This window comes from Shewanella sp. 492, from assembly GCF_059338445.1.
This window is the reverse complement of sequence record NZ_CM181702.1, coordinates 4,027,119-4,049,400: the sequence shown is the minus strand read 5'-3', so window position 1 is coordinate 4,049,400 and position 22,282 is coordinate 4,027,119. Positions and strand designations below refer to the sequence as shown.

Genomic DNA, 22,282 nt, shown 5'->3' with positions numbered 1-22,282 from the left:
TGTTATCCCTTAGCTTCTATCTAATTTATTTTTAAAAGATGAACCAACTAAAAATAGTCTTCTAAATCATTAGCTTGCTCAATGTTGATTTGCCGCACCGCCTCTTGAGCCTTAATCAACAACTGCTGACAAAGCGGCGCTTCGCAGGTCGCCATTAACTCGCTAACCGCAGCAAACTTTTCAGCTTCTAACCAGATTTTGGCAACCGCTATTTTGGCCTCGCTGAATGATAAGTTTTCAGCATCTAAATGTTTATCGAGATAAGCTAAGCCAGATTCAAAATCTGTTTGGCTGGCAATTAATGCGACTGCGTCAGCTTGAGTTCGTTCATGCTGTAAAGCGACCTTTAACATTGCGCGTAATAGCTCGATATCACTATTATCTAACGCCCACCATGCGGTGATTAACGCTAATCCCGCTTGGTTATATTGCGGATCAACCACGCTGATATCACCAACACAATACAAACCATCTTTTTGTTTTGTCTGTCGATAGTTAGTAATACTGGCATCGATAAAACTTAATGGCGGAGGAATCGTTTGCGAGGTTAAGGTCATTAATTCGGCCCGAATTTCAGCTCGCTTAGGCAAAGTCAGTGCACGTCGACAAGCCGCTTGCTCGGCACCACTGGAAAGCGCTTTTAGCGCGATAACCTGTGCACCGCCATCGCTCGCCTCACTGATAAAAAAGGGACTCTTTTCTCTGACGATTCCCGATGACTCGGTGACAATAGCGCCAGAGAAAACAGAGGCTGCCAGAAATATAGACAGCATCAGAGTTCCTCGCTACTCGACACCTTACCTGATGCAGCTTGTGGGTTAGCGGCCTTGTTATTAACCCCACCCACAGCATGTATTTTATGCCCAGCACTGCTACTCGCATTTAAGCTTGTGCCACCAGACTGCATCTCTTTGTTGGCTTGTCTAGCAGTTGCTTCAAGGCTCGGAGCATATACAGCAACACTGTATTGCCAGTATCCATCTGTACTGCTAAAACTTTTAACACTAACTCCTGCGGGTAACTTACCTTTGGCTAGCGTCGAATAATCATCTGAACTCTTAAGTTGATTAATAAAAGTCTCACGATCATTGTCGAGCACTTTCACCTGCTGGGGATCTTGCATCGACGGGTCGTCATATTGGAACTGTTTAGCGCCTTCCATCTGCTTTTCATCAAAGCTGCCCTGCCAATAAACCTGCTCCCCTTGCATCGTTGCTAGCAAGGCTGAGCGCGCCCGAGTTTGTGACTGTGACTTTGCCGTGCTGCGTAATTTATCGGCTATGGTCTTATTTTTATTTTGTCGAATAATCGCAGACCCATAGCCCATAACAATAACTTCACCTGTATCGGCGTGGGTAAGTATTTTGGCACCAACTGGCGGTAAAACGCCTTCACGGATATCGGTGATCACTTGCTTAAAAATGCTATTAGGATCCGTTGTTACTGCCACAGCCCCATGTTTAGTACGCACCTGATCGCGGGTTTTAGGGGTAGATATTAAACTTACGCGAACATTTTTCGCCGCTACATTGTCATACACATCAAAAGTGACAAATCCAGCAAGTGAGCCAGAAACCGACTCCTTACAATTTTCCATCATCGCCGTTTGCGTGTTAGCTGCACTATCGGCACCGGTATCTATGACATCCATACTGGTAGAGACCAAATTGCTGCACTGGTGCTCTACCCCTTTCATATTTTCGACCAACTGCTTTTTCGCTATGAGATAAGCTTGGTTATAAGCCCCACGTTTAGACAGTAACGTCGCATTGATATTATCGTAAGTGGTATAGCTAATGCTGCCGATAGATAAGATCCCGGTACCACTGCCAACTTGGATCATTTTCACGCCATCTTCATCATTTTCAATCAGTGCTTGATGCGCTACAGCTACAGCTAAATTGGCGTTATCACCAACAACAGCATCGCCTTTTATTACCACTTGCTCAGTGTTCGCTAGGTCAGCCCCAGGTCTGGCAGGCATCATGTCGGTCAAATCAAAGTCATCACTTGCCATAACAGGCATAGATAGCGCGAGGGCCAGTGTAAATAGGTTTAATTTCAAAATAGTTTCCTTACCTATATCTAAGAGTAAAATCATTTTCGATACTAATGGCAGATAATCCGCTGCCTGTTGTGGTTAACGCTTGATGTACTGCGTCAGCAAGCTCGCCTGTTGGCCCCTTGAAGCGAAGACTGGCGACAATATTGCTACCTTTCTTATCAATGGATACATCCGATACACCACCTAAGGTACTCAATAGGGCCTGAAGCTTTTCTGGTTGTTTTATTTTCGATTGGGGTAGCCAAACCTGTCTCACCAAACCGCCGCGAGCAACAACCTGGGTAAAGGCTTTTTGTAACGCTTGCGCCAACGCTTGAGTTTGCTGCTCATGAGCCAGATGAACCGCCATTAAATCTTGCTCTACTCGTTGGCCGCTAGGTAAAGCCAATAGCGCAGGATTATTCTGCCAATGGCCATAGATATTGCCGCTTAAATCTTGAACATTGACATTGAGGTGTAAACGGTTGGTAGCGCCTATTTCAGCAAACTCCGAAGTGGCTAATACCACTAAGCTAGCCACTGGCGAAACTTCAATACCTTGCTCACCAAGCCACAGGGTTAGCTCAGTTTTTAGAGGTTCAGGCGCAATCACTTTAACCCGTGGCGAGCCAATAACCGCTAAGAGTTGTGATGCTTGTTGTACCAAAGGTGACTTCTCGACAACCGCATGCAGAGTGACCTGTAGGCCATTATTGGCAATAGGATGACTATCTAAGGTTTGCCACTCTTTTACTAGCCCTTCACTATGGCTAGATAACTGTTGCCCAATAAGCTCTTGCATTTGAGTGGTTTCATCATCATTGAGCACCTGCAAGTTTAATTGTGATGACTGACTATGTTGCTGAGTTAACCAGACACCAACCACCTGTGAAACCGCTCTTTGTAAGGCATCCATTTCGGCATGATAACGTGCTGTTTGGCCATTTTTAGGCCACCCCTCACCGGAAACGGTAACACTGACATTGTGAGAATCCTCTTCCCAATCTTGAGATTCTTGTAGTGCTAAATCCTGCAAAGACAAACTCACGGTCACACACGTATCATTGCCACTAAGGGTGGGAGAGGTGATTGTCAGAGGAAGGGCTTGCATGCTCAGTCCTTCGAGCATATAGCTTCGTTGTTGCTCATATAGACTGGCAGATTGCTCATTTAATGAAGCATCCATAACCTGTGAGCTGTCAGTAACCGTTAAACTTTTATTGCCTTGAATAAAGGCTGCCAGCTCTGCGGCGGCTTGGTTTTTTGCACTTGATATAGCCACACTGCCACGACCATAGCCACATGCCGTGGTTTGCATTGTTGCATCGGCTAAGACCTTCACCTCAGCCGCCAATGGTGTGGATAATAAGGCTAATAAACTTAACCCTATTGTTCTCATGTACGCTTCTCCAAAAATCCCTGAGGAGTGCCTACAGACACGGCAAACACTTTCATATCAGCGCTAGGACGATAAATGCCTTTTTCAGCTGTTTTCTTAATAGAGTCAGCTAGATCATTGTCTTTCCAACGAATAATCTCACCGATAGCACTATTTGCAGAAGGTGTCACATTTGCCACACCGATAGGTTCGACAAAACCGGCCTCATAGCTAAACACTATCATGGTTTCATTAGGTAACACGCCAGCATTTTGACCACGATCTAAACTTAATTGATTACCCTTAATCCCCATAACTTGTGTCGTTGCAGGCATTTCAGTCAACATTCGAGTAAGAAGAATATCTATGCCACGCGATGCCATATCATTAATTACCGCATTTACGTGGGCACTATCAAAATACCTAAAACCACTGACATAGCGGTTACTTGCCATGACATATTTAAGCTCAGACCGCTCACGAACATCTTCTGACTTAACTCGAATTTTACCTAGATTAGGGTGAGATAGTTTTTCGCGAGTATAAGGATTTAGCACTGCACTCGTCAGCTCTAAGGTGTAATCCATCCAACTGGTAATACTGCCTTCATTTTTTACCGTGCGCAGCGAGTCTAATTTAACAATATAATCAGGCTTAAGTACCTGCTGAGAGCTAACCTTTTCCGCTAATGCTTTAGCACCTTGTTGATCTAAGTATATTTGCTGCTCTTGCGATACGACATCATCATCACGCGTCACAATGCGAAAACGATTAATCCCCGCAAACTGATTCTCAAGCATCATTAACAGCTGTTGATCTTCAAATGCTCTTAATGCGTTAACACCTTCACCTTCACCACTCACTTTGGCTACATCAAAATACATACGTACGACAGGCTTTTTCAGAGGGCAACCATCGTTTTCATTATTCACATCAAAACTGCAACGATCTAAACCTTGAGTGTCAAAGTAAGACGGCACACGGATATCGTTATCATTAAAATCGTAAGCGCTTTTGGCGACCTCTGCATTTGAAGCTCGATTACTGACTTGTGACATCTGAGTCTGTTGAGCTGGCTTACTCTGACACCCAGCCAACATAGCAAGCGTGAGTAAAGAGAGAGAAACGTGTTTTATTAATTTCATAACAAATCCTAATTATCGAACATCCATTTACTAATAGGGGCTTGTACTTGTGTCTCCAGCCCTTGTAGTGCCATTGATTTAGCGATTGCAGAGCCAGCCCCCTTACCTTCAGCAACAAGATGACGCTGATGCAATACTCTAAATGGTGATTGAGCTTCGGTAATAGTGAGCAGCAGATTAGCTTGTGCCAAACGCTGTGAACCGCGATTGGCTTGCTTCCACTTGAGATTAGTTTTCACTAACAACCGAGTATTACCACTTTGGGGAAGTGAACTGCTCAACGCAGATTTAATCTCAGCTAATTCATGGCTAGCAATCACTTGACAAGAAACCGCATCGAGCGCTTTGCGCCTCTCAGCCATTAATGACTCAAGTTGAAGAGATAAAGCCGTATGTTCACCGTCAAGTAACTGAAGTACTCGTAAACGTTTATTCGCCATGTCGAACGTTTCACCATAATGAAGCGCCCAAATAAACTTTTGGCTAGGTTGTGACGGTGAACTTGATAAACGAGACAAAATAGCCAACTCATTTTCTAAGTTTGCTACTAGAGTGGATTTTTTGATCCCAAGCAGTAAAGCCGTTTCATTTTGAGATTTCGCGGCCTCTAACTCCTGAACACCTTCTAAAGTAAAAGGCAGGCTATTCATTTGACTAGATTGCTTAAAATTGCTTTCTGTATGGCTGTTATTAGTGGTTAATGTTTGAGTTTGCTCAACACTATAATCAACACTTAATTGTGCCACTATTTCACTTAGGGCTGCATCTCTGGCAGAGATACGATCGCTGCCTACCCCGACACCAACAATAAAATCATCATGTTGGCCTGAATGAGTAACCCATTCAGGCCAAGCATATACAGAAGAACTAAAAGCAATTGCCCAACAAAAGGCAAATAGGCTTTTAATCATTAGCTTTTAGCTTCCTGCTCTTGCTGAAGTTGTTTAACAGCATCGATGGTTGCAAGCTCTAAATCAATGATTTCATTAGCTTCTAATGCTAATTCTAACTGGTCCTTTGCTTTTAATAACGCTGTACCAAGGTCGTTTGGATCTTCTTCTTTCTTTTCGTCGAAACTCAAAGATTTAAAAACAGAACCAGTAAGATGGGCTGCCGTCGCTTTGGCAACCGCAGTACTATTCTCGGATAAAATGTATGCAGATTTAGCGATTTCTACCGTTAACGTTCCAGCTAACTGAATGTTTTGATCGTAAACATTTTCATTAGCCTTGGTATAAGCAGTAATTTTGTGGCCAATTTTTTCATCCTCACTAGCCGCTCCAGCATCAAACTGATCAATCGCTAACTGCAGCTCTTCAGGAGTAGCATCTTTGTAAGCATATAAAAAAGCTTGTACATCTTTATAGTTTTCAGTTTGCTTTCTATACTCACCAATCACATTACGTTGACGTTCTAATACAGCCGCTGCCATATTAAGAAACTCATCAACACCAGGTTGAATAGTAACAGGCTCATATCCTAAATTATCCATTTTGACAGTTAGTTCAGATACAGCTTGTTCTCGGTCAAGCGTGGCAGCCGATTTATCAGATGTAGAGACGCAACCAGTAAATAGAGGAGCACAGAATAATGCAAAAATGAGAGGGTTTTTCACAAGACAATTCCTTTTAAGATGAAATACCAAGGAAGTGCCATTTAAAAAATACTTGAGGAAAAAATACCTTTTATAAATTTTAATTAACTCTTCCCTTGAGTTGAGGCGGCATAATACAACAAAAATGTATGAAACAACTGATATATATCGTTTTTTTTGAAAGACATCACAATGTTAAACAACTTGTCTAATAGCAATAAAACCAAAATAACCAAAATAACATCTAAAAAATCAAGATAACCCAAAATATAAAACTAACAATATCAACCACAACAACTTTCCATACTAAAAACCGATTAAAAGTAAAAGAATATTCATAAAATATCTCTATCTAAAAAATAAACAAAAAAGTCTTTATATAGGTAGACCTGCAGCGATTTAAATCATGGGGCACCAAAATGGTTTTCAAACACACCAAAATTGATGCTCAAGCTTACCTTCAATTCAGCCGTGACCTTGGCGCTACACTAGATTAAAAATCAAACAAAAAAGCCGCGATCATTTAAAGATCTTGTCACGCTTTGGTGCATAAACACTCAGATCGAGATCAATTTAATCAACAGAGATATCAACAAGTAATCCACGGGGGATCTAAAGTTAATCAACATAAGGTGGAAAGCATTAAGGATCTGTTTTTTAAAGAAAAAATACAGCGGTGTTTTTTGTGGATTTTGATTAGCTTAGTAAATTTCAGATCTCAGTAAAAAAGTTATACTCAAAATATATCGCTAAAAATAAGCCAGATCGCAGCGCAGATCGACTGATTAGTCGATGTCAACCATTCTACTCGCTTTTTTATACTAGATTTTCACGCTTTTTCAGCATACCAACCAACAAGCAATAACTCTGCTTCCCCAGCACTCGATCCAATATTTAGACCTAACAAATGCACGCCAATCAGCACCAATCTAATTAACCCAGTATTAGCCTAAATAATTTAGATCGAAATCAATCAGCCCTTTAGGCAGTAATGACTCAATTAACATGAAGATAAACCGAGTAGGCTATGACCAACACCCACTGCGAGCGATAACACACGCAGCAACTATAGATAAACATGGCGGCATCAAGGTGTAAAAACGTCGAAAGTGAGCTCGATAGCGTGAGTTAACATGGCCAATCGTGACTAAAATAACCAAAGTCTAGAGAACAGCTTACGCTAGCGCGGGTTTGATGAGCATGGTGGGTAAGATGCCATGTATAAAAACAGACTCAGTTGTTACTGCCTATTAATAGTGCAATTCAAAGCCTTTGGTCAATAGCCACTAGGGCGCTGAAGTTCCACGTGAAACTTCACCTCCTCGTTTATTCCACTGTAGTTATGTGATGTTCAAGATAAGTTAACCCAATTTGTAACTGAAAAACTTACGTTTATCGGGCCCTACAGCATTAGTACTGATTTTATTAGGATGTTTATATTCATCCCAACTGGCGACATTTCGCCCTTTATTTAAATGAGGAAAGTTTAAATGAGGCAAATTTGAGTGGAAAGATGGTTTCACATCGCAAGATAGCGCGCCGTTCAAAGGTTCAACCGATAAAAATGTCATAAGCTTTGCCAAACTGTCAGCATCACTAATATCAATACTAATAAAGTTAGCTTGCTCGCTAAAGTAATCAAAAACTTGTTTTTTATGATTATGATAACAATCAACCAAATGCATCGCACACATAGGATCATCCACCCGATTAATCGCAAAACTGTGATTAAAACTGCGCTTTAAAATGGGATGAAACCGCCCCGTTTTATCATCAAGGTGCACCAACATTCGACTAAGTAACATCTGCATCGAAGGCACCCAAGCATCTAAAGCCCGCTCAAGATAAACAAATTTAGCTTGTGGATATAAACCATGTAACTGTCGATAATCACTAAAACACGGTGCGTCAGACACCACATCCGCCAACTCGAATGCCTGCTTAGTAAACGCCTGATGAGCCACTTTAAAGCCCTGTTCTAACAAAGCCACACTAACACTCGTGGTTCCTGTTCTCGGCAGACCTATGATGAAGATTTTGGCTCTATTAGGATTGCAGCAATTCGGCATAAACTTAACCCTAGTTTTAAGTGGTCTCGATTTAATGAGATGCAGTATAAGGGAATGGCTAAGTTTGTTCGAGCTTACATAACATTATAAAAAAATCTGCCAATTGAACATATGATAAATCCATATTTATAGCGCTGAGCTTTACATGTATAGTGTGCGACTCTGTGAAAACTCTATTGGTATTTTTGATTCATGAAAGCGATTGATCTTTTTTCTGGTGCAGGTGGCTTCTCCTTAGCCGCACATCAATGTGGTATTGATGTCGTCGCAGCAATAGAGCTAGATAAAGCCGCTTCAATTACCTATGGCACTAACTTAATCAAAAAGCTAAAAGCACCAACGAAACTCATCAATGGCGATATCAACGAAGTAGACCTTCCAGCGCTAATGAAAGAGTTAAAGCTCAAATCTGGTGATCTGGACCTTTTACTCGGAGGCCCTCCATGTCAGGGATTTTCAACACATCGCATCAATAATGCGGGCATAGATGACCCAAGAAATCAGCTGCTATTAAAATACTTCGACTTTGTCGATGGTTTGCGCCCTAAAGCCTTTTTAATAGAAAACGTTGCAGGTCTTTTATGGAAACGCCACGAAGACTACTTACATAAGCTTTTAGCTTTAGCAAAAGCTCACGGCTACATTATTCATTTTTGCGATATCCTCAATGCTAAAGATTATGGCGTACCACAAAATCGCAAGCGTGTTTTCATATTTGGTACCCGTAACGATCTAAACATCGAAAACCCTGAGTTTCCGCCTGCGGCGACACATTTTTCGCCAGCATCAAAAAATACACCAAAGTGGAAAACCGCTTCTTCGGTATTTGAAAAGCTAACGGATGACCTAATTGAGCTGTACATTGAAGATTACTTCAGACCAAAAACAAAGCTAACAGATAACGATGCAAGGCAGCTTCTGAAATCATTAGAATATGGTGAACCCGTTAAAGATGGCGATGTTTGCAATATCAATATGCAACCAACACCTGAAATGGTTACTCGCTTTAAAAACACCCCACTGAACGGTAGCCGCATGGATTCAGGACATACATTAAAGTGCCATTCTAACGGCTACAAAGGCCATAAAGATGTTTACGGTCGAGTGTTAATTCATCTCCCAAGTAACACAATAACAACTGGGTGTAATAACCCTTCTAAAGGCCGTTTTGTACATCCTTGGAAAAACCACGGTATGACACTTCGCCATGCCGCACGCTTCCAAACCTTCCCCGATAGCTTTAATTTTGTAGGTACAACTACTCAACAAGGCAAGCAAATAGGTAATGCTGTTCCGGTAGAATTAGCAAGAGTGTTAATATCGACTATAAATACTTTGCTCACAAGTTAACCTTTTTACGCTATTTATTTGTAAAGTAAAAAAGCATATTATCCTGACTAATAAGGAATTTTAGTTAGGGAAGCCCCATGCTCTCATCTGTATCATTTCAAACTCGTGCCCGCACAGTAGACCACCTTGGCCGAGAACAAATCGCTGATTGCCCTACTGCAATATCTGAACTGTGGAAAAATGCTTATGATGCCTATGCCCGTAATGTAGAGCTGCATATTTTCGATGGTGACATCCCCGTTGCAGCTTTGCTTGATGATGGTCATGGCATGAGCCGTACAGAATTTGAAACAAAATGGCTTACCGTAGGAACAGAATCAAAAACTAATGGTTTCGAGATTCCTGACGAAGATCGCGATGGTCTAACACTAAGACCTAAACAAGGACAAAAAGGTATTGGCCGTTTATCTAGCGCAGCCTTAGGTCCACTAATGTTGATTGTATCTAAGCGGAAAAATGAAAATTTTGTAGCAGCATTAATAGACTGGCGTCTCTTTGAAAACCCATTTTTACTTTTACAAGATATTCGAATTCCGGTAACTGAGTTTGAACGGGTCACTGATTTAATCGATGAGTTACCTGACCTATTCGATAAGATGATGGGTAATGTGTGGGGTGATGGTGATGATGAACATAGGGCTGCTCGGCTAAGTGATGCTTGGGACCGATTTTCAATACAAGAAAAAGCTGATGGTAACGTCAGTTCTACAAAAGAGAAAATTGTAAATACATTAATTAACGATGTATTTAGTGAAAGGCATCTATCTAAGTGGTCTGTTTGGCAAAACTTATCTTGCAAGGGGACAGCAATGTTTATTGCTGATGTTTACGATGATATTAAATTTCAAATATCAAAAGTTCCCTTTGCTGATGCTGAAGGACCTGAACAGCTAGCGAGAGAAAGGTTTCAACAAACATTATCTAACTTTACCGATCCATTCTCGAAAGACGACGAGCCATTGGCAACAGATTTTTGCTATTCAGTAATTGCTTGGCATAAAACACTACCATCCCCCATTTTAGATAGCGTCAATGAATTTGATATTCGAAATCTTGAAGATTTAGAGCATATTATTGAAGGTACGGTTAATGATGAGGGGTATTTTAATGGCAGGGTCAAGGTTTTTGGCGAGTGGATTGAAGACTACGAAGTCAAACCTAAAGTGGCCTATAAAACCCGTCGTGATTCAGCATTTGGCCCTTTCCATTTAAGAGTTGGCACATTTGAACAACAGATAGGTAGCACAACTTTACCAAAGGAACTGCATTCTAAATTCCTTGAACAGGCCGAGAAATATGGCGGCTTTCGCGTTTATCGTGATGGGTTAAGAGTAATGCCTTATGGACGAGTAGATAGTGACTACTTTTCAATAGAGGAGAGGCGTTCAAAAAGCGCTGGCCGCTATTTTTGGGCAAACAGAAGAATGTTTGGCCGTATCGCAATAACCAGAGTACACAATCAAAATTTAAAAGATAAAGCGGGGCGTGAGGGCTTTATAGAAAATAGGGCATCTAAGTTATTAAGGGAAATTGTTGAAAATATATTAACGTCAGCCGCTGATAAATATTTTGGTGGAAAATCCAATTTAAGAAAACCAACAATTGCAAATATAAAGGAGGAAAAAGCAGCGATTAAAGCTGAAGCAGACAGAAAAAAACTGATTTCAAAAGAAAGAGTGCGCATTCGAAATGCAATCAAGAAAGATAGTAATAAGCTATTGGCACATGTTGAAAAGGTAGTTGGATTACAACAATCACTATTAAGTAGGGTGGATTTAAAAACAAGTGATGAAATTCAAGCACTCAAGGCTGAAGTTGATGGCTTAGCCACAGTTACCTCTGGATTTTCCTTAAGCCCTATCCCCCCCAATTTAGGGCGTTTAGAAGAAGATTATCGAGAATATCGAAAACTAGAAATACAAGCTCAAGATGTTATTAAAGAGCTGACATTTCGTGTAAATATTGCGATCAAGGAAAGCAAAGGCCAAACTGATGCTCAAAAAGCCGAAGAAATATATCGTAGTAAACTGGCAAGTTTAAATGCCAACATCACTCGCTATGCCGCCGAAGGTAAAGAGATGCTCGCTAAGCAGCAAGCCGAATTTGATAGTCTGATAAAACATTGTCGTGACCAATATAAAATAGTTTTAAAAGAAGATTTAGAAGATCTAAAACTCGAAAAGGTATCACTTGAATATGTTCTAAATAAGTTAGATGAAGAACAAATAAAAATTGAAGTTGAAAATTCACAAAAGCTATCACCGTATGTAACTGCATTGAATCGTCTGAACGAAGAGATTGATCTAGAAGGTTTAGCGATTGATAGCATGAATGAAACATTAAAGTACCGAGAAGAGATCACTCGTCTGCATGCGCTAGCCCAGCTAGGTATAACTGTTGAGGTAATAGGGCATGAAATTGAGGGATTAGACATGACCGTCACTCGCAGCCTCAAAACAATTGCTGGATTAAGTACGGATCCTCGCATAACACAGGCTAACATTGACGCTTTAGAGGCTCAGCAAATTCTATCTGATAAATGGCGTTTTTTATCTCCCTTAAAGCTCTCTGGTGAAAAAATAAGTCGCACATTAACTGGTGAAGATGTTTATCAATATGTGAGCAAGTTCTTTAAATCAAATTTTAATGATAAAGATATCCAGTTTTCAGCGAGTAATGCATTTTTAAATATGAATTTGTTTGACCAACCGTCAAGAATATATCCAGTATTCATTAACTTAGTAAACAACTCACAATATTGGGTTGAGCGTGGTGAAAACACATCGAAGCAAATACTCTTTGACGTTAAAGGTAATGAAGTATTTATATCTGATAATGGCCCAGGTGTAGATAGGGATGACTTAGAACAACTTTTCACCTTATTTTTTACCAGAAAACAACGTGGTGGCCGTGGGATAGGTCTTTATCTTTGTAGACAAAACCTTCAAGCCTCTGGTCACAAAATAAGATATGAAACATTACAAGAAAATAAGTTACTCGCTGGTGCAAACTTCGCGATTGAATTCAAAGGAATGAAACATGATTGATCAAGTTTTAACTCAACCACAAGTAACTTATCAAGACTTAATAAAAGAAGCTTTTATTGCTCCGGTTAGGAACGTAACGGTTATTGACGATGAGTATCCCACTTTGCTAGGTTTCCTTGAACAGCAAATTACACAAGGCAAACCGGAAGCATTAAAGCCAAAACAGTTAACACACACAAATATTGACCGATTGAAACGTATTTTAAACATGTGCCACGATACTCATAAATGGAGTGTTGATGTTTATGATGGTCAGTCGCCAAAACTTGGCGCCTTACCTGATTTCCCTGAGCATCTAAATCAAAGTGATTTACTGATTCTTGATTACCATTTGGATGATTCGCCAGATAATGATGATGGGAAAAGAGCAAGAAAAATAGTAGAACACTTAGTAAAGAACAATCATTTTAATTTGGTTATCATACATACCAAAGGTCATGAAGATGACATAAGCAAAGTTTTTGAACAGGTACTAAAGGACTTATATAGACCACCAGCTTTGCCTGACGAATATTTAGAGTCTGTTGAGGTTATAGAGACTTGGATAGATAACCCAGAAAGTGAAGAAGCCAGCCGATTCTTAAACTTAAAAGTTAGCTTTCTACACCTTGCGAATTTCTTAAACTTAAACTCAAATTTATATGAATTTGATAACAAAGAGCATATTTTCAATCCATTCAAAGACGAGATTAACTATATATCTCGCAATGCAAAAATTAATGCTGAACATGTTATTGCATGGAAATTTAACGATATACTTGGTGTTATAGAAAATGAAAAAACAACTGATATCCAATGGTTTTTTGACAGTAAAATTAACTTTATTAGCACAGGTAAAGCCTTCATTACTGTTGTCAAAAAGTCGGACGAAGAGCCTGTTGAGTTGCTATATGACAAATTAACAGAAGCACTCATTACGCATAATCCACCACCAATCATGTTATTACTAGCAAAAATTCGTCATGAACTGGATGAAAAAGGATTAGAGCAAGCCAATTATATTATTAATGATCAACTTGCTCAATCTGGCTGGCTAGTTGATATGTATAATTCTGAAAACGAAGATGACTTTAAGCATTTAGGTGCAATAAATAGGCATTGGGAGCAGCTTTCAACTGCGTCTAAAGGGCCTTTGATTGAATTCTCTAAACGTATGTATTCTGCAATCAGGTCTGAGGCTGGAAATAAAGATGCTGCGACACGACTTTTTTTCCCTGATCATTCAAATGATGAGATCAGCCAAATTAAACATTTAAATGCTTACATTTGTTCATATCCTATTAATGGCTCTCATATTAATACAGGAACTGTATTTGAACTCAGTGATAGAGATGAGCTGCAGTTCTGGGTCTGTTTAAGTCCTGCTTGTGATTTAGTTCCAAATCAGGCTCAAAAACGCTGGGGGGAGAGGCTTGGCAATAAACATTCTGCTTTTCAAGCAGTTAGGCTTTTTGAAGATCCCATAAGCAGTAGTGATGGTAAGGAGAAAAAAAAGAAGTTTAAGAAAAAAATAAATCAAAATGAACATATATTTATACGTTATGGTCAAGGAATAAAAACCTTTCGTTTTACAAAAGATGAAAGTTCTAACCCAGAGTGGGAAACTTTTTATGCTTTAAACCATGGTAATTATTTTGAGGGTAACATTTTAAAAATACAGCATTTAAGATCTATGCTTGATGACCAAAATGATCCTGAATCCGCTGCTAGCCTTAAGCTATCAGATGTGAAAGATGTTAAAGCCATCGTATCTCTCCGTTATGAATATGGCTTGAACTTATTACAAAAACTTGGCGGTAATCAATCGCGTGTTGGCCTAGATTTTATATCATCTTTATAGCAACCTATAAATTCAAAATTTCTTCAGCTTGCCTTTGCTTTAATCGCGATGGATACACTGTATCCATCGCGATTAAAAACTCATGAACACTCGAATATAGTTCATTTTCATACACTATTTTACTGACTTCCTCGGCCACTCTTAGGCCGTGGATAAGTATGATGGGGTATTTGCCTTCAATCACTTCTCTCTACACAGAATCAGAGAAATAGCTTGTCGTCACATAGACACCTAGCCAACCTCGCTTTAACTTAACGGGCCACAGTACCATCGTAAACCTGCCCTGCCAGTGATTTATGGATTTAAATCCCTTGTCACTTTCATTTTTAATCGATCGCTGTAAAATCCGCGCCTTGTTTTAGTCTTTAACCTTAAGCAGTCCATTTTTGATGATCGATCTCAACCTACTACCACTCTATTTAACCACTGTAATTGCGCTGCTGCTGATCCCTGGCCCTGACATGCTATTAATCGCCAGTTCTAGCCTAAGCTATGGTAAAAAGGTGGGGGTTTATGCCAGCTTTGGTAATGCCACATCGGGGCTTATTTTGACATTGCTGGCGGCACTGGGCGTTTCTGCAGTCATAGCGGTTAATCCATTAGCTTTAGAACTACTTCGTATATTAGGTGCCGCCTACTTATTGAAGATGGGATGGGATTGTATTCGCAGCAGTGCGGCCGATGCCCCGCAAATTGAGCAACAAGATAATATTGCTAAACAACTGTACCGACGTGCAGTGATGAGCAATCTGCTCAATCCTAAAGCGTTGATCTTTTTTGTATTGTTTTTACCGCAATTTGTCTCGACTCAGCTAGCCACGAGCTCTGGCCAGCAAATGTTAGTCTTAGGTCTATTACTCAATGTGATGGGATTACTATTTAATCTATTATTGGTCGCAATGGTGGGTACATTAGGTAAGTCATTACTTAATAATGATAAATTTAGACAAAATCAAAATAAGTTTATGGGGATCATCTTTTTTGCTTTAGCCATTTGGCTTTTGGTATCACAGGTTAAAAGTATTAGTTAACCCAGCTTTAACGCGTTGTTGGCTGCTGTACTAACTAATATAAGCCTACTAAATATAAGCTTATGAACAGTAAGCCGCCGACAAAAGCACGCCTTTTACCTGCTAATTACCCAGTGTTGTTTAAACCACACTTTGACACTGACTAATAAAGTAAAGCCGCCTCATTCTGAGTGAGCAATAACTAGTTATCAATAACACTCAATAATGCTTAGCCATTAAGTCATAGCCCTAAAATAAACGACTTAACCACCCCACTCTTTCCCCTGTAAACAGCTACCACTGGGCGCCCAGCGCTTGCCTCTTTTACTACACTGTTAATGATTGATAAATCTGCAGCGCTATACTATTCGTCACTTGATGCCATGACTAACCTTCCTTTAGCCTAAAATTAATGATGGCTCCGACAAGTAATGTGTGCACTGATTTAGGTGAACTATCGTCACCGTTTTGTACGTATATAATCAAATAACCTGCAAATAGAAATGGATCTTTATGTTAGATAAAAGCCAGCTGAGCAATAGACCCAAGATGCTCGACCAACAAGCTGAAATCGCCAAATTTGATGCACTAGCGCAGGAGTGGCGCGATCCTAAAGGTAAATTTAAGCACGTATTAGCCTTTAATCAGACGCGCTTAACCGCCATAGAAGATGCCATAGCAGGTCATTATCAACGAGATTTAACTCAAGACGTCTGCTTCGAAGGTTTGTCGATCTTGGATATTGGTTGTGGTGTAGGCCTACTATGCGAACCGTTAGCCAGTCAGGGGGCTGATGTAACCGGTATCGATGCCAGCGCCCATAATGTGTTATTGGCACAACGGCATGCTAAAAGTTGGTCGATCAAAGTCGAGTATCTACATTGCTTAGCCGATGATTTACTGAATAAACCACTCCAATATGATGTGATTTTAAATACCGAAGTGATTGAACATGTCGACGACCAACGCCAGTTAATCGATGTGTGTTGTCAGCTGTTAAAACCAGGAGGATTATTGGTGATGGCGACCCTCAATCGCACGATAAAATCCTATCTTATCGCCATTATCGGGGCTGAGTATGTCATGGGGTACCTACCCAAGGGCACTCATGATTGGCGTCATTTTGTAAAGCCACAAGAGATAGATAACATGATATCGCGCCACGGATTAACCACCATAAAAGTGGAAGGAATGCGCTTTAATCCATTTTTTAACCAATGGAAAACCTGCCGCCAACCCGACGTAAACTATTTGCTCTATGCCCAAAAACCGCTTTAAAACTGGCTAGCAGAGACCCCATCACATTATGAGGTATGGCGTTTATTTATCGTTATAAGCTGCTTACCTACAAGACCTAAATGGGCTTTTCACTTATGATGCCATAATGGCTTAGATTGACATTAACTCGATTTTAATCGGTTAATGCGGCATAAAGCTTAATCATCTTGTGACTCAATATAGGAAAAATAATGGCGAAAATAGAACTGATTGTCGGTACAACACTGGGCAGTGCCGAGTATGTTGCTGATGAATTAGCGGCACAATTAGAGGCTTTAGATCACCAAACTCAAGTACATTTAACCCCAGAACTGAGCGATCTTGATCCTAAATGCCTATGGTTAATCGTGTCATCAACCCATGGTGCAGGCGATCTACCTGACAATATTCAGCCTTTTTACGAAGAAATAGTGGCCAAAAACCCCGATCTTAGTCGAACCAAATATGCTTTGTGTGCCATTGGCGACTCCAGCTACGACACTTTTTGCCAAGGGCCTGAAAAATTAATTGAAGCGATCGAAAATTGCGGAGCACAAGTCTATGTGGATAAGATCCAGATCGATGTGCAATACGATCCTATCCCTGAAGAGCCAGCTCAGGCTTGGTTAAGCACTTGGCAAGATCATCTCTAACGATCCCATATCCGTATAACTCTAGTAATAGCCCACAGATTAGATCACGTTTATCCACATATTACGATCTTAAATGATAAATATGTGGATAACCTATTATTTGATCATGATCTAACTCTGTATTATTCACTGACCTCGATGACCAAAGATCCCCCTTGTGGATAAGTAGGCGATCTATCCCCAAGCTTAAGCCAGTTAGATCGCGATCAGATCACAGGATCAGAATGACGCTATCTATTGATATTAAAGGTGAATTAGAGTTATCCACCGAAAAGTGCGATCCTAATAGTAAACATAATAAAGGATCTATATAAAGATCTTAAGATCTATTAAGCAGATCCACTTGAGATCGAAAGGGCTAAATTGATCTTTCACCAAATGCCTTCCAGGTGCTAAAATGCTCGGCTACTCGATGGTTCGTTTGTCGGTAGCGAATATCAATCTACTTTCAATTTCGATACAGGTTTTATTTAAGGTACTGTGATGCATTTTCATGAACGGTTTGATGTAATTGTTGTTGGTGGCGGTCATGCCGGAACCGAAGCTGCATTGGCATCAGCTAGGATGGGGTCAAAAACATTATTGTTGACCCACAACATTGATACCTTGGGACAAATGTCCTGTAATCCAGCAATTGGAGGGATTGGTAAGGGCCATTTAGTTAAAGAAATTGACGCCTTAGGTGGCGCTATGGCCATAGCAACAGATCATGCGGGGATTCAATTTAGAACCCTAAACTCGAGCAAAGGCCCTGCAGTTCGAGCCACCAGAGCCCAAGCTGACAGAGCTCTTTACCGAGCTAAGATCCAACAAATTTTACAAAATCAACCTAACCTGCGCTTATTTCAACAAGCGGTAGATGATCTCATTGTTGAAAACGATCGCGTTATAGGGGTTGTTACTCAGATGGGCTTAGCATTCGAAGCTCCAGCGGTAGTGTTAACTGCAGGAACCTTCCTAAGCGGTAAAATTCATATTGGCTTAGAAAACTACAGCGGAGGACGCGCTGGCGATCCGCCATCGATCTCTTTGGCGCAGCGATTACAAGAACTGCCTATCCGTGTAGGACGTTTAAAAACCGGTACTCCACCACGTATCGATGCCAACACCATTAATTTTGACTTGATGAGTGAGCAAAAAGGTGATGATCCATTACCTGTAATGTCGTTTATCGGCGATGTAAAAGATCATCCTCGTCAGGTCTCTTGCTATGTGACCCATACTAACGAGCGTACCCACGACATTATTCGTGGTGGACTCGACAGAAGCCCAATGTATTCAGGCGTCATTGAAGGTATTGGTCCGCGTTATTGCCCATCGATTGAAGATAAGATCAATCGCTTTGCAGACAAAACATCACACCAGATTTTTATTGAGCCAGAAGGGCTTAATACTAACGAGATCTACCCTAATGGTATCTCAACCAGTTTACCTTTTGATGTACAGTTAAACCTGGTTCGTTCGATCCAAGGTATGGAAAATGCACAAATTATTCGCCCTGGCTATGCCATCGAATATGATTATTTTGATCCGCGCGATCTCAAAAACTCACTCGAAACTAAAGCGATAAGTGGACTCTTCTTTGCTGGCCAAATTAATGGCACCACAGGTTACGAAGAGGCTGGCGCACAGGGGTTACTTGCTGGCATGAATGCATCACTACAGGTACAAGGCAAAGAGTCTTGGTGTCCACGTCGTGATGAAGCCTATCTTGGTGTTTTGGTTGATGATCTATCAACCCTTGGTACTAAAGAACCCTACCGCATGTTTACCAGCCGCGCGGAATACCGTTTATTGCTGCGTGAAGACAATGCGGATCTGCGCTTAACCGAGAAAGGTCGTGAACTGGGATTGGTTGACGATAACCGCTGGGCTAAATTTAATACTAAACGTGAAGCCATTGAACTAGAGCTTCAACGTCTACGCAGCCAGTGGATCCACCCTAATTCACCTTTGGTGGATGCGTTAAATCCGCACCTCAATACGCCAATTACGCGTGAAGCGACCTTTGAAGATTTACTACGCCGCCCAGAGCTAGATTATCCTAAGTTGATGAGTATTGAAGGTTTTGGCCCAGCCATTGAAGATCAACGTGCTGCAGAACAAGTGCAAATTCAGGTGAAATACTCTGGCTATATTCAACGCCAACAAGATGAGATCGATAAAGCGATTCGCCATGAAAAGACTCGTCTGCCGTTGGATCTTGATTATCAAGAAGTGCCCGGTTTATCTAACGAAGTGATCGCCAAATTAAACGATCATAAACCTGAAACTGTCGGCCAAGCGTCGCGTATTTCTGGTATCACACCTGCCGCGATCTCTATTTTGTTGGTCCATCTTAAAAAACGTGGTTTGCTCAGAAAGAGCGCATAAAACCAAGCTGTTGATTGATATAAGTCTAGATGGTAAGCCTTGGTGCTTCCCATCTAGGCTCGTCCGCTTCATAATATCCCATTGTTTATCGAGGATACGTCTGTGTTATCAGCCCAATTAGATACTTACCTTGCCGAAATCGAGATGACGGCAACGCCAGAGCAAAAACAACAGCTGCTCGACTTTGTTGCCATGTTGGCTAAATGGAATAAAGCCTACAATCTAACGTCGGTGAGAGAACCCGAGCAGATGCTGATCCGTCACATCATGGACAGCTTAGCGGCAAGCAAACATCTTGTTGGAGAGCGTTTTATCGATGTGGGCACTGGCCCAGGATTGCCCGGTATTCCGCTGGCGATTATGAATCCCGATAAAACCTTTGTACTGCTTGATAGTTTGGGTAAGCGAATTCGCTTTCAGAAACAGGTTCAATTTGAGCTTTCTATCGCTAATATAAGCTCGGTGGAAAGTCGTGTCGAAGCCTATCAACCTGAAGAAAAGTTTGATGGCGTATTAAGCCGCGCATTTGCCTCAATTCAGGATATGCTGCATTGGTGTCACCATTTACCGAAAGAGACTGGCTGTTTTTACGCGCTAAAAGGCCAATTAAGTGATGACGAAATGGCACAACTACCTGAAGGCTATAGCGTTACTCATGTATTTGAATTAAAAGTCCCTCGTCTCGATGAGCAGCGTCATTTGCTCAGAGTGGTTAAAAACCCTTAGGCTCGAGGTCGATGACTGTTGCATTATTAAATCAGTTCAAGCAATTTGATAGCAGAATAAACTGACCCTAAACCAGCTAACAAGATAGACAGGATAATATTGTGGGTAAAGTGATAGCCGTGGCCAACCAGAAAGGTGGTGTCGGGAAAACAACAACTTGTGTGAATTTAGCTGCATCTTTGGCTGCCACTAAGCGCAAAGTTTTGCTTATCGATCTTGATCCTCAAGGTAACGCTACTATGGGTAGCGGTGTCGACAAATACAGTGTCGAAAATACCGCCTATGAGTTGCTCGTTGAAGAAAAAAGTTTCGATGACATAGTGTATCGCGACACAACGGGTAAATACGATCTGATCGCCGGTAATGGCGATGTGACCGCAGCTGAAATTAAGCTGATGGAGTTTTTTGCCCGCGAAATTCGCCTTAGAAATGCACTTGCGCCTATCAAAGATGATTACGACTTTATCTTTATCGACTGCCCGCCTTCGCTCAACATGTTGACGGTCAACGCCATGTCGGCAGCCGATTCAGTGCTTGTGCCTATGCAGTGTGAGTATTACGCTCTCGAAGGCTTAACCGCACTCATGGATACCATCAGTAAGTTAGCTGCTATGGTTAATCCTGGGCTGTCTATCGAAGGGATCTTACGCACCATGTACGATCCGCGTAATCGACTATCTAACGATGTATCCGATCAACTTAAACAGCATTTTGGCGATAAAGTGTACCGAACGGTGATCCCTCGTAATGTGAGGTTGGCTGAAGCCCCCAGTTTTGGTGCTCCTGCCATGTATTACGATAAGTCTAGCGCGGGGGCTAAGGCTTATTTGGCGCTAGCTGGTGAAATTATTAGACGTGCAGAGCAACATTCTCAGTTAGAGCAAGCTTAAGGAAAAATTGATGACACCGAAAAAACGTGGCTTAGGCAAAGGGTTAGATGCGCTATTAAGCACTAGCCATGCAGCGGCTAGCAATATGGCTTCTAAAGATACCAGCAGTGACAGCCATGAAGAGCTAAAGATGATTGCCGTAGACTTGCTGCAACCGGGTAAGTATCAGCCTCGTAAAGATATGTCACCCGAAGCGTTAGACGAACTTGCTGAATCGATTCGTAATCAAGGTATTATTCAGCCCATCGTTGTGCGCCGCGTTTCTGAGCAAGGATATGAAATTATTGCCGGTGAACGTCGCTGGCGTGCGTCTCAATTAGCTAACTTAGACAAAGTGCCTTGTATCATTAAACAGGTGCCTGATGAGTCGGCTGTTGTTATTGCATTAATTGAAAATATTCAGCGTGAAGATCTCAACGCGATGGAAGAAGCGATTGCGTTAAATCGTTTAATTGAAGAATTTGACCTCACCCATCAGCAAACTGCCGATGCTGTAGGAAAGTCGCGTACTACTGTATCAAATTTATTACGCTTGAATGGCCTAAACGAGCCAGTAAAGCGCATGCTTGAGTATGGTGATATCGATATGGGCCATGCCAGAGCGTTACTTGCCGTCTCTGGCGATGAGCAAACGACACTGGCTAGATTAGTGAGTGCTAAAGAGCTAACTGTTCGAGAAACTGAACGTTTAGTTAATAAAACCTTAAATCCACCTGAAATCATCGATAAGCCAGCAAAAGATCAGGATGTTGCCCGCTTAGAGAGCCAGTTAATTGAAAAGTTAGGTGCCAAAGTTTCTATTACTCATAATAAAAAGGGTAAAGGTAAAATGGTAATTAACTATCAAAACTTGGCTGAATTAGATGGGATTATTGAAAAAATCCGCTAATTATTACAAGTTAACGC

At 41.1% G+C, this 22,282-nt stretch carries 17 protein-coding genes; 10 read left to right on the top strand and 7 right to left on the bottom strand.

Translation table 11 applies throughout. From position 1 onward, the window contains the following. Nucleotides 1–47: 47 nt before the first annotated feature. From AC5YBX_RS17855 to AC5YBX_RS17825, 7 genes are all read right to left on the bottom strand, one after another. Nucleotides 48–773 carry a hypothetical protein gene (locus AC5YBX_RS17855; protein ID WP_475515396.1) on the bottom strand — a complete coding sequence of 242 codons (726 nt, stop codon included), beginning with the start codon at nt 771–773 and terminating at the stop codon, nt 48–50. Next, the gene (locus tag AC5YBX_RS17850) at nt 773–2,065 is read right to left on the bottom strand and encodes a hypothetical protein (protein WP_475515395.1); all 1,293 of its coding nucleotides are present in this window, start codon (nt 2,063–2,065) and stop codon (nt 773–775) included. The genes AC5YBX_RS17855 and AC5YBX_RS17850 overlap by 1 nt, the downstream gene beginning before the upstream one ends. Before the next feature lie 10 nt (nt 2,066–2,075). After that, nucleotides 2,076–3,443 (bottom strand): hypothetical protein, encoded by a 1,368-nt coding sequence (locus tag AC5YBX_RS17845; protein ID WP_494524195.1) that lies wholly within the window; start codon nt 3,441–3,443, stop codon nt 2,076–2,078. After that, nucleotides 3,440–4,567, bottom strand: a complete 1,128-nt coding sequence (locus tag AC5YBX_RS17840; protein ID WP_475515393.1) for a hypothetical protein — start codon at nt 4,565–4,567, stop codon at nt 3,440–3,442. The genes AC5YBX_RS17845 and AC5YBX_RS17840 overlap by 4 nt, the downstream gene beginning before the upstream one ends. An 8-nt stretch (nt 4,568–4,575) precedes the next feature. After that, complete coding sequence (locus AC5YBX_RS17835; protein WP_475515392.1) at nt 4,576–5,478, bottom strand: LPP20 family lipoprotein; 903 nt, start codon at nt 5,476–5,478, stop codon at nt 4,576–4,578. Beyond that, nucleotides 5,478–6,182, bottom strand: coding sequence for a hypothetical protein (locus AC5YBX_RS17830; RefSeq protein WP_475515391.1), 705 nt, complete (start codon nt 6,180–6,182; stop codon nt 5,478–5,480). The genes AC5YBX_RS17835 and AC5YBX_RS17830 overlap by 1 nt, the downstream gene beginning before the upstream one ends. 1,340 nt (nt 6,183–7,522) lie before the next feature. Continuing rightward, entirely contained in the window at nt 7,523–8,230 is a 708-nt protein-coding gene (locus tag AC5YBX_RS17825) for a sulfotransferase (RefSeq protein WP_494524194.1), read from the bottom strand. Between the two features lie 192 nt (nt 8,231–8,422). Here AC5YBX_RS17825 and AC5YBX_RS17820 point away from each other — a divergent pair, with 192 nt between their 5' ends. From AC5YBX_RS17820 to AC5YBX_RS17775, 10 genes are all read left to right on the top strand, one after another. Next, complete coding sequence (locus tag AC5YBX_RS17820; protein ID WP_494524193.1) at nt 8,423–9,580, top strand: DNA cytosine methyltransferase; 1,158 nt, start codon at nt 8,423–8,425, stop codon at nt 9,578–9,580. Between the two features lie 77 nt (nt 9,581–9,657). Then, the gene (locus AC5YBX_RS17815; RefSeq protein ID WP_494524192.1) at nt 9,658–12,627 is read left to right on the top strand and encodes an ATP-binding protein; all 2,970 of its coding nucleotides are present in this window, start codon (nt 9,658–9,660) and stop codon (nt 12,625–12,627) included. After that, complete coding sequence (locus AC5YBX_RS17810) at nt 12,620–14,467, top strand: response regulator receiver domain (protein ID WP_494524191.1); 1,848 nt, start codon at nt 12,620–12,622, stop codon at nt 14,465–14,467. The genes AC5YBX_RS17815 and AC5YBX_RS17810 overlap by 8 nt, the downstream gene beginning before the upstream one ends. 389 nt (nt 14,468–14,856) lie before the next feature. Next, on the top strand, nt 14,857–15,498 hold the full coding sequence (locus AC5YBX_RS17805; RefSeq protein WP_204165148.1) for a LysE family translocator: 642 nt from the start codon (nt 14,857–14,859) through the stop codon (nt 15,496–15,498). 492 nt (nt 15,499–15,990) lie between these two features. Continuing rightward, the gene (ubiG, locus tag AC5YBX_RS17800; protein WP_494524190.1) at nt 15,991–16,755 is read left to right on the top strand and encodes a bifunctional 2-polyprenyl-6-hydroxyphenol methylase/3-demethylubiquinol 3-O-methyltransferase UbiG; all 765 of its coding nucleotides are present in this window, start codon (nt 15,991–15,993) and stop codon (nt 16,753–16,755) included. Nucleotides 16,756–16,946: 191 nt separating this feature from the next. Continuing rightward, nucleotides 16,947–17,387: an FMN-binding protein MioC gene (mioC, locus tag AC5YBX_RS17795; RefSeq protein ID WP_119978634.1), complete on the top strand. Its 441-nt coding sequence runs from the start codon at nt 16,947–16,949 to the stop codon at nt 17,385–17,387. 483 nt (nt 17,388–17,870) lie between these two features. Further along, nucleotides 17,871–19,760, top strand: a complete 1,890-nt coding sequence (gene mnmG, locus AC5YBX_RS17790; protein WP_494520441.1) for a tRNA uridine-5-carboxymethylaminomethyl(34) synthesis enzyme MnmG — start codon at nt 17,871–17,873, stop codon at nt 19,758–19,760. A 102-nt stretch (nt 19,761–19,862) separates the two neighbouring features. Then, entirely contained in the window at nt 19,863–20,486 is a 624-nt protein-coding gene (gene rsmG, locus AC5YBX_RS17785) for a 16S rRNA (guanine(527)-N(7))-methyltransferase RsmG (protein WP_494524189.1), read from the top strand. A 101-nt stretch (nt 20,487–20,587) separates the two neighbouring features. Beyond that, on the top strand, nt 20,588–21,376 hold the full coding sequence (locus tag AC5YBX_RS17780) for a ParA family protein (RefSeq protein WP_110458817.1): 789 nt from the start codon (nt 20,588–20,590) through the stop codon (nt 21,374–21,376). Between the two features lie 10 nt (nt 21,377–21,386). After that, on the top strand, nt 21,387–22,265 hold the full coding sequence (locus AC5YBX_RS17775) for a ParB/RepB/Spo0J family partition protein (protein ID WP_494520443.1): 879 nt from the start codon (nt 21,387–21,389) through the stop codon (nt 22,263–22,265). Nucleotides 22,266–22,282 lie beyond the last annotated feature (17 nt).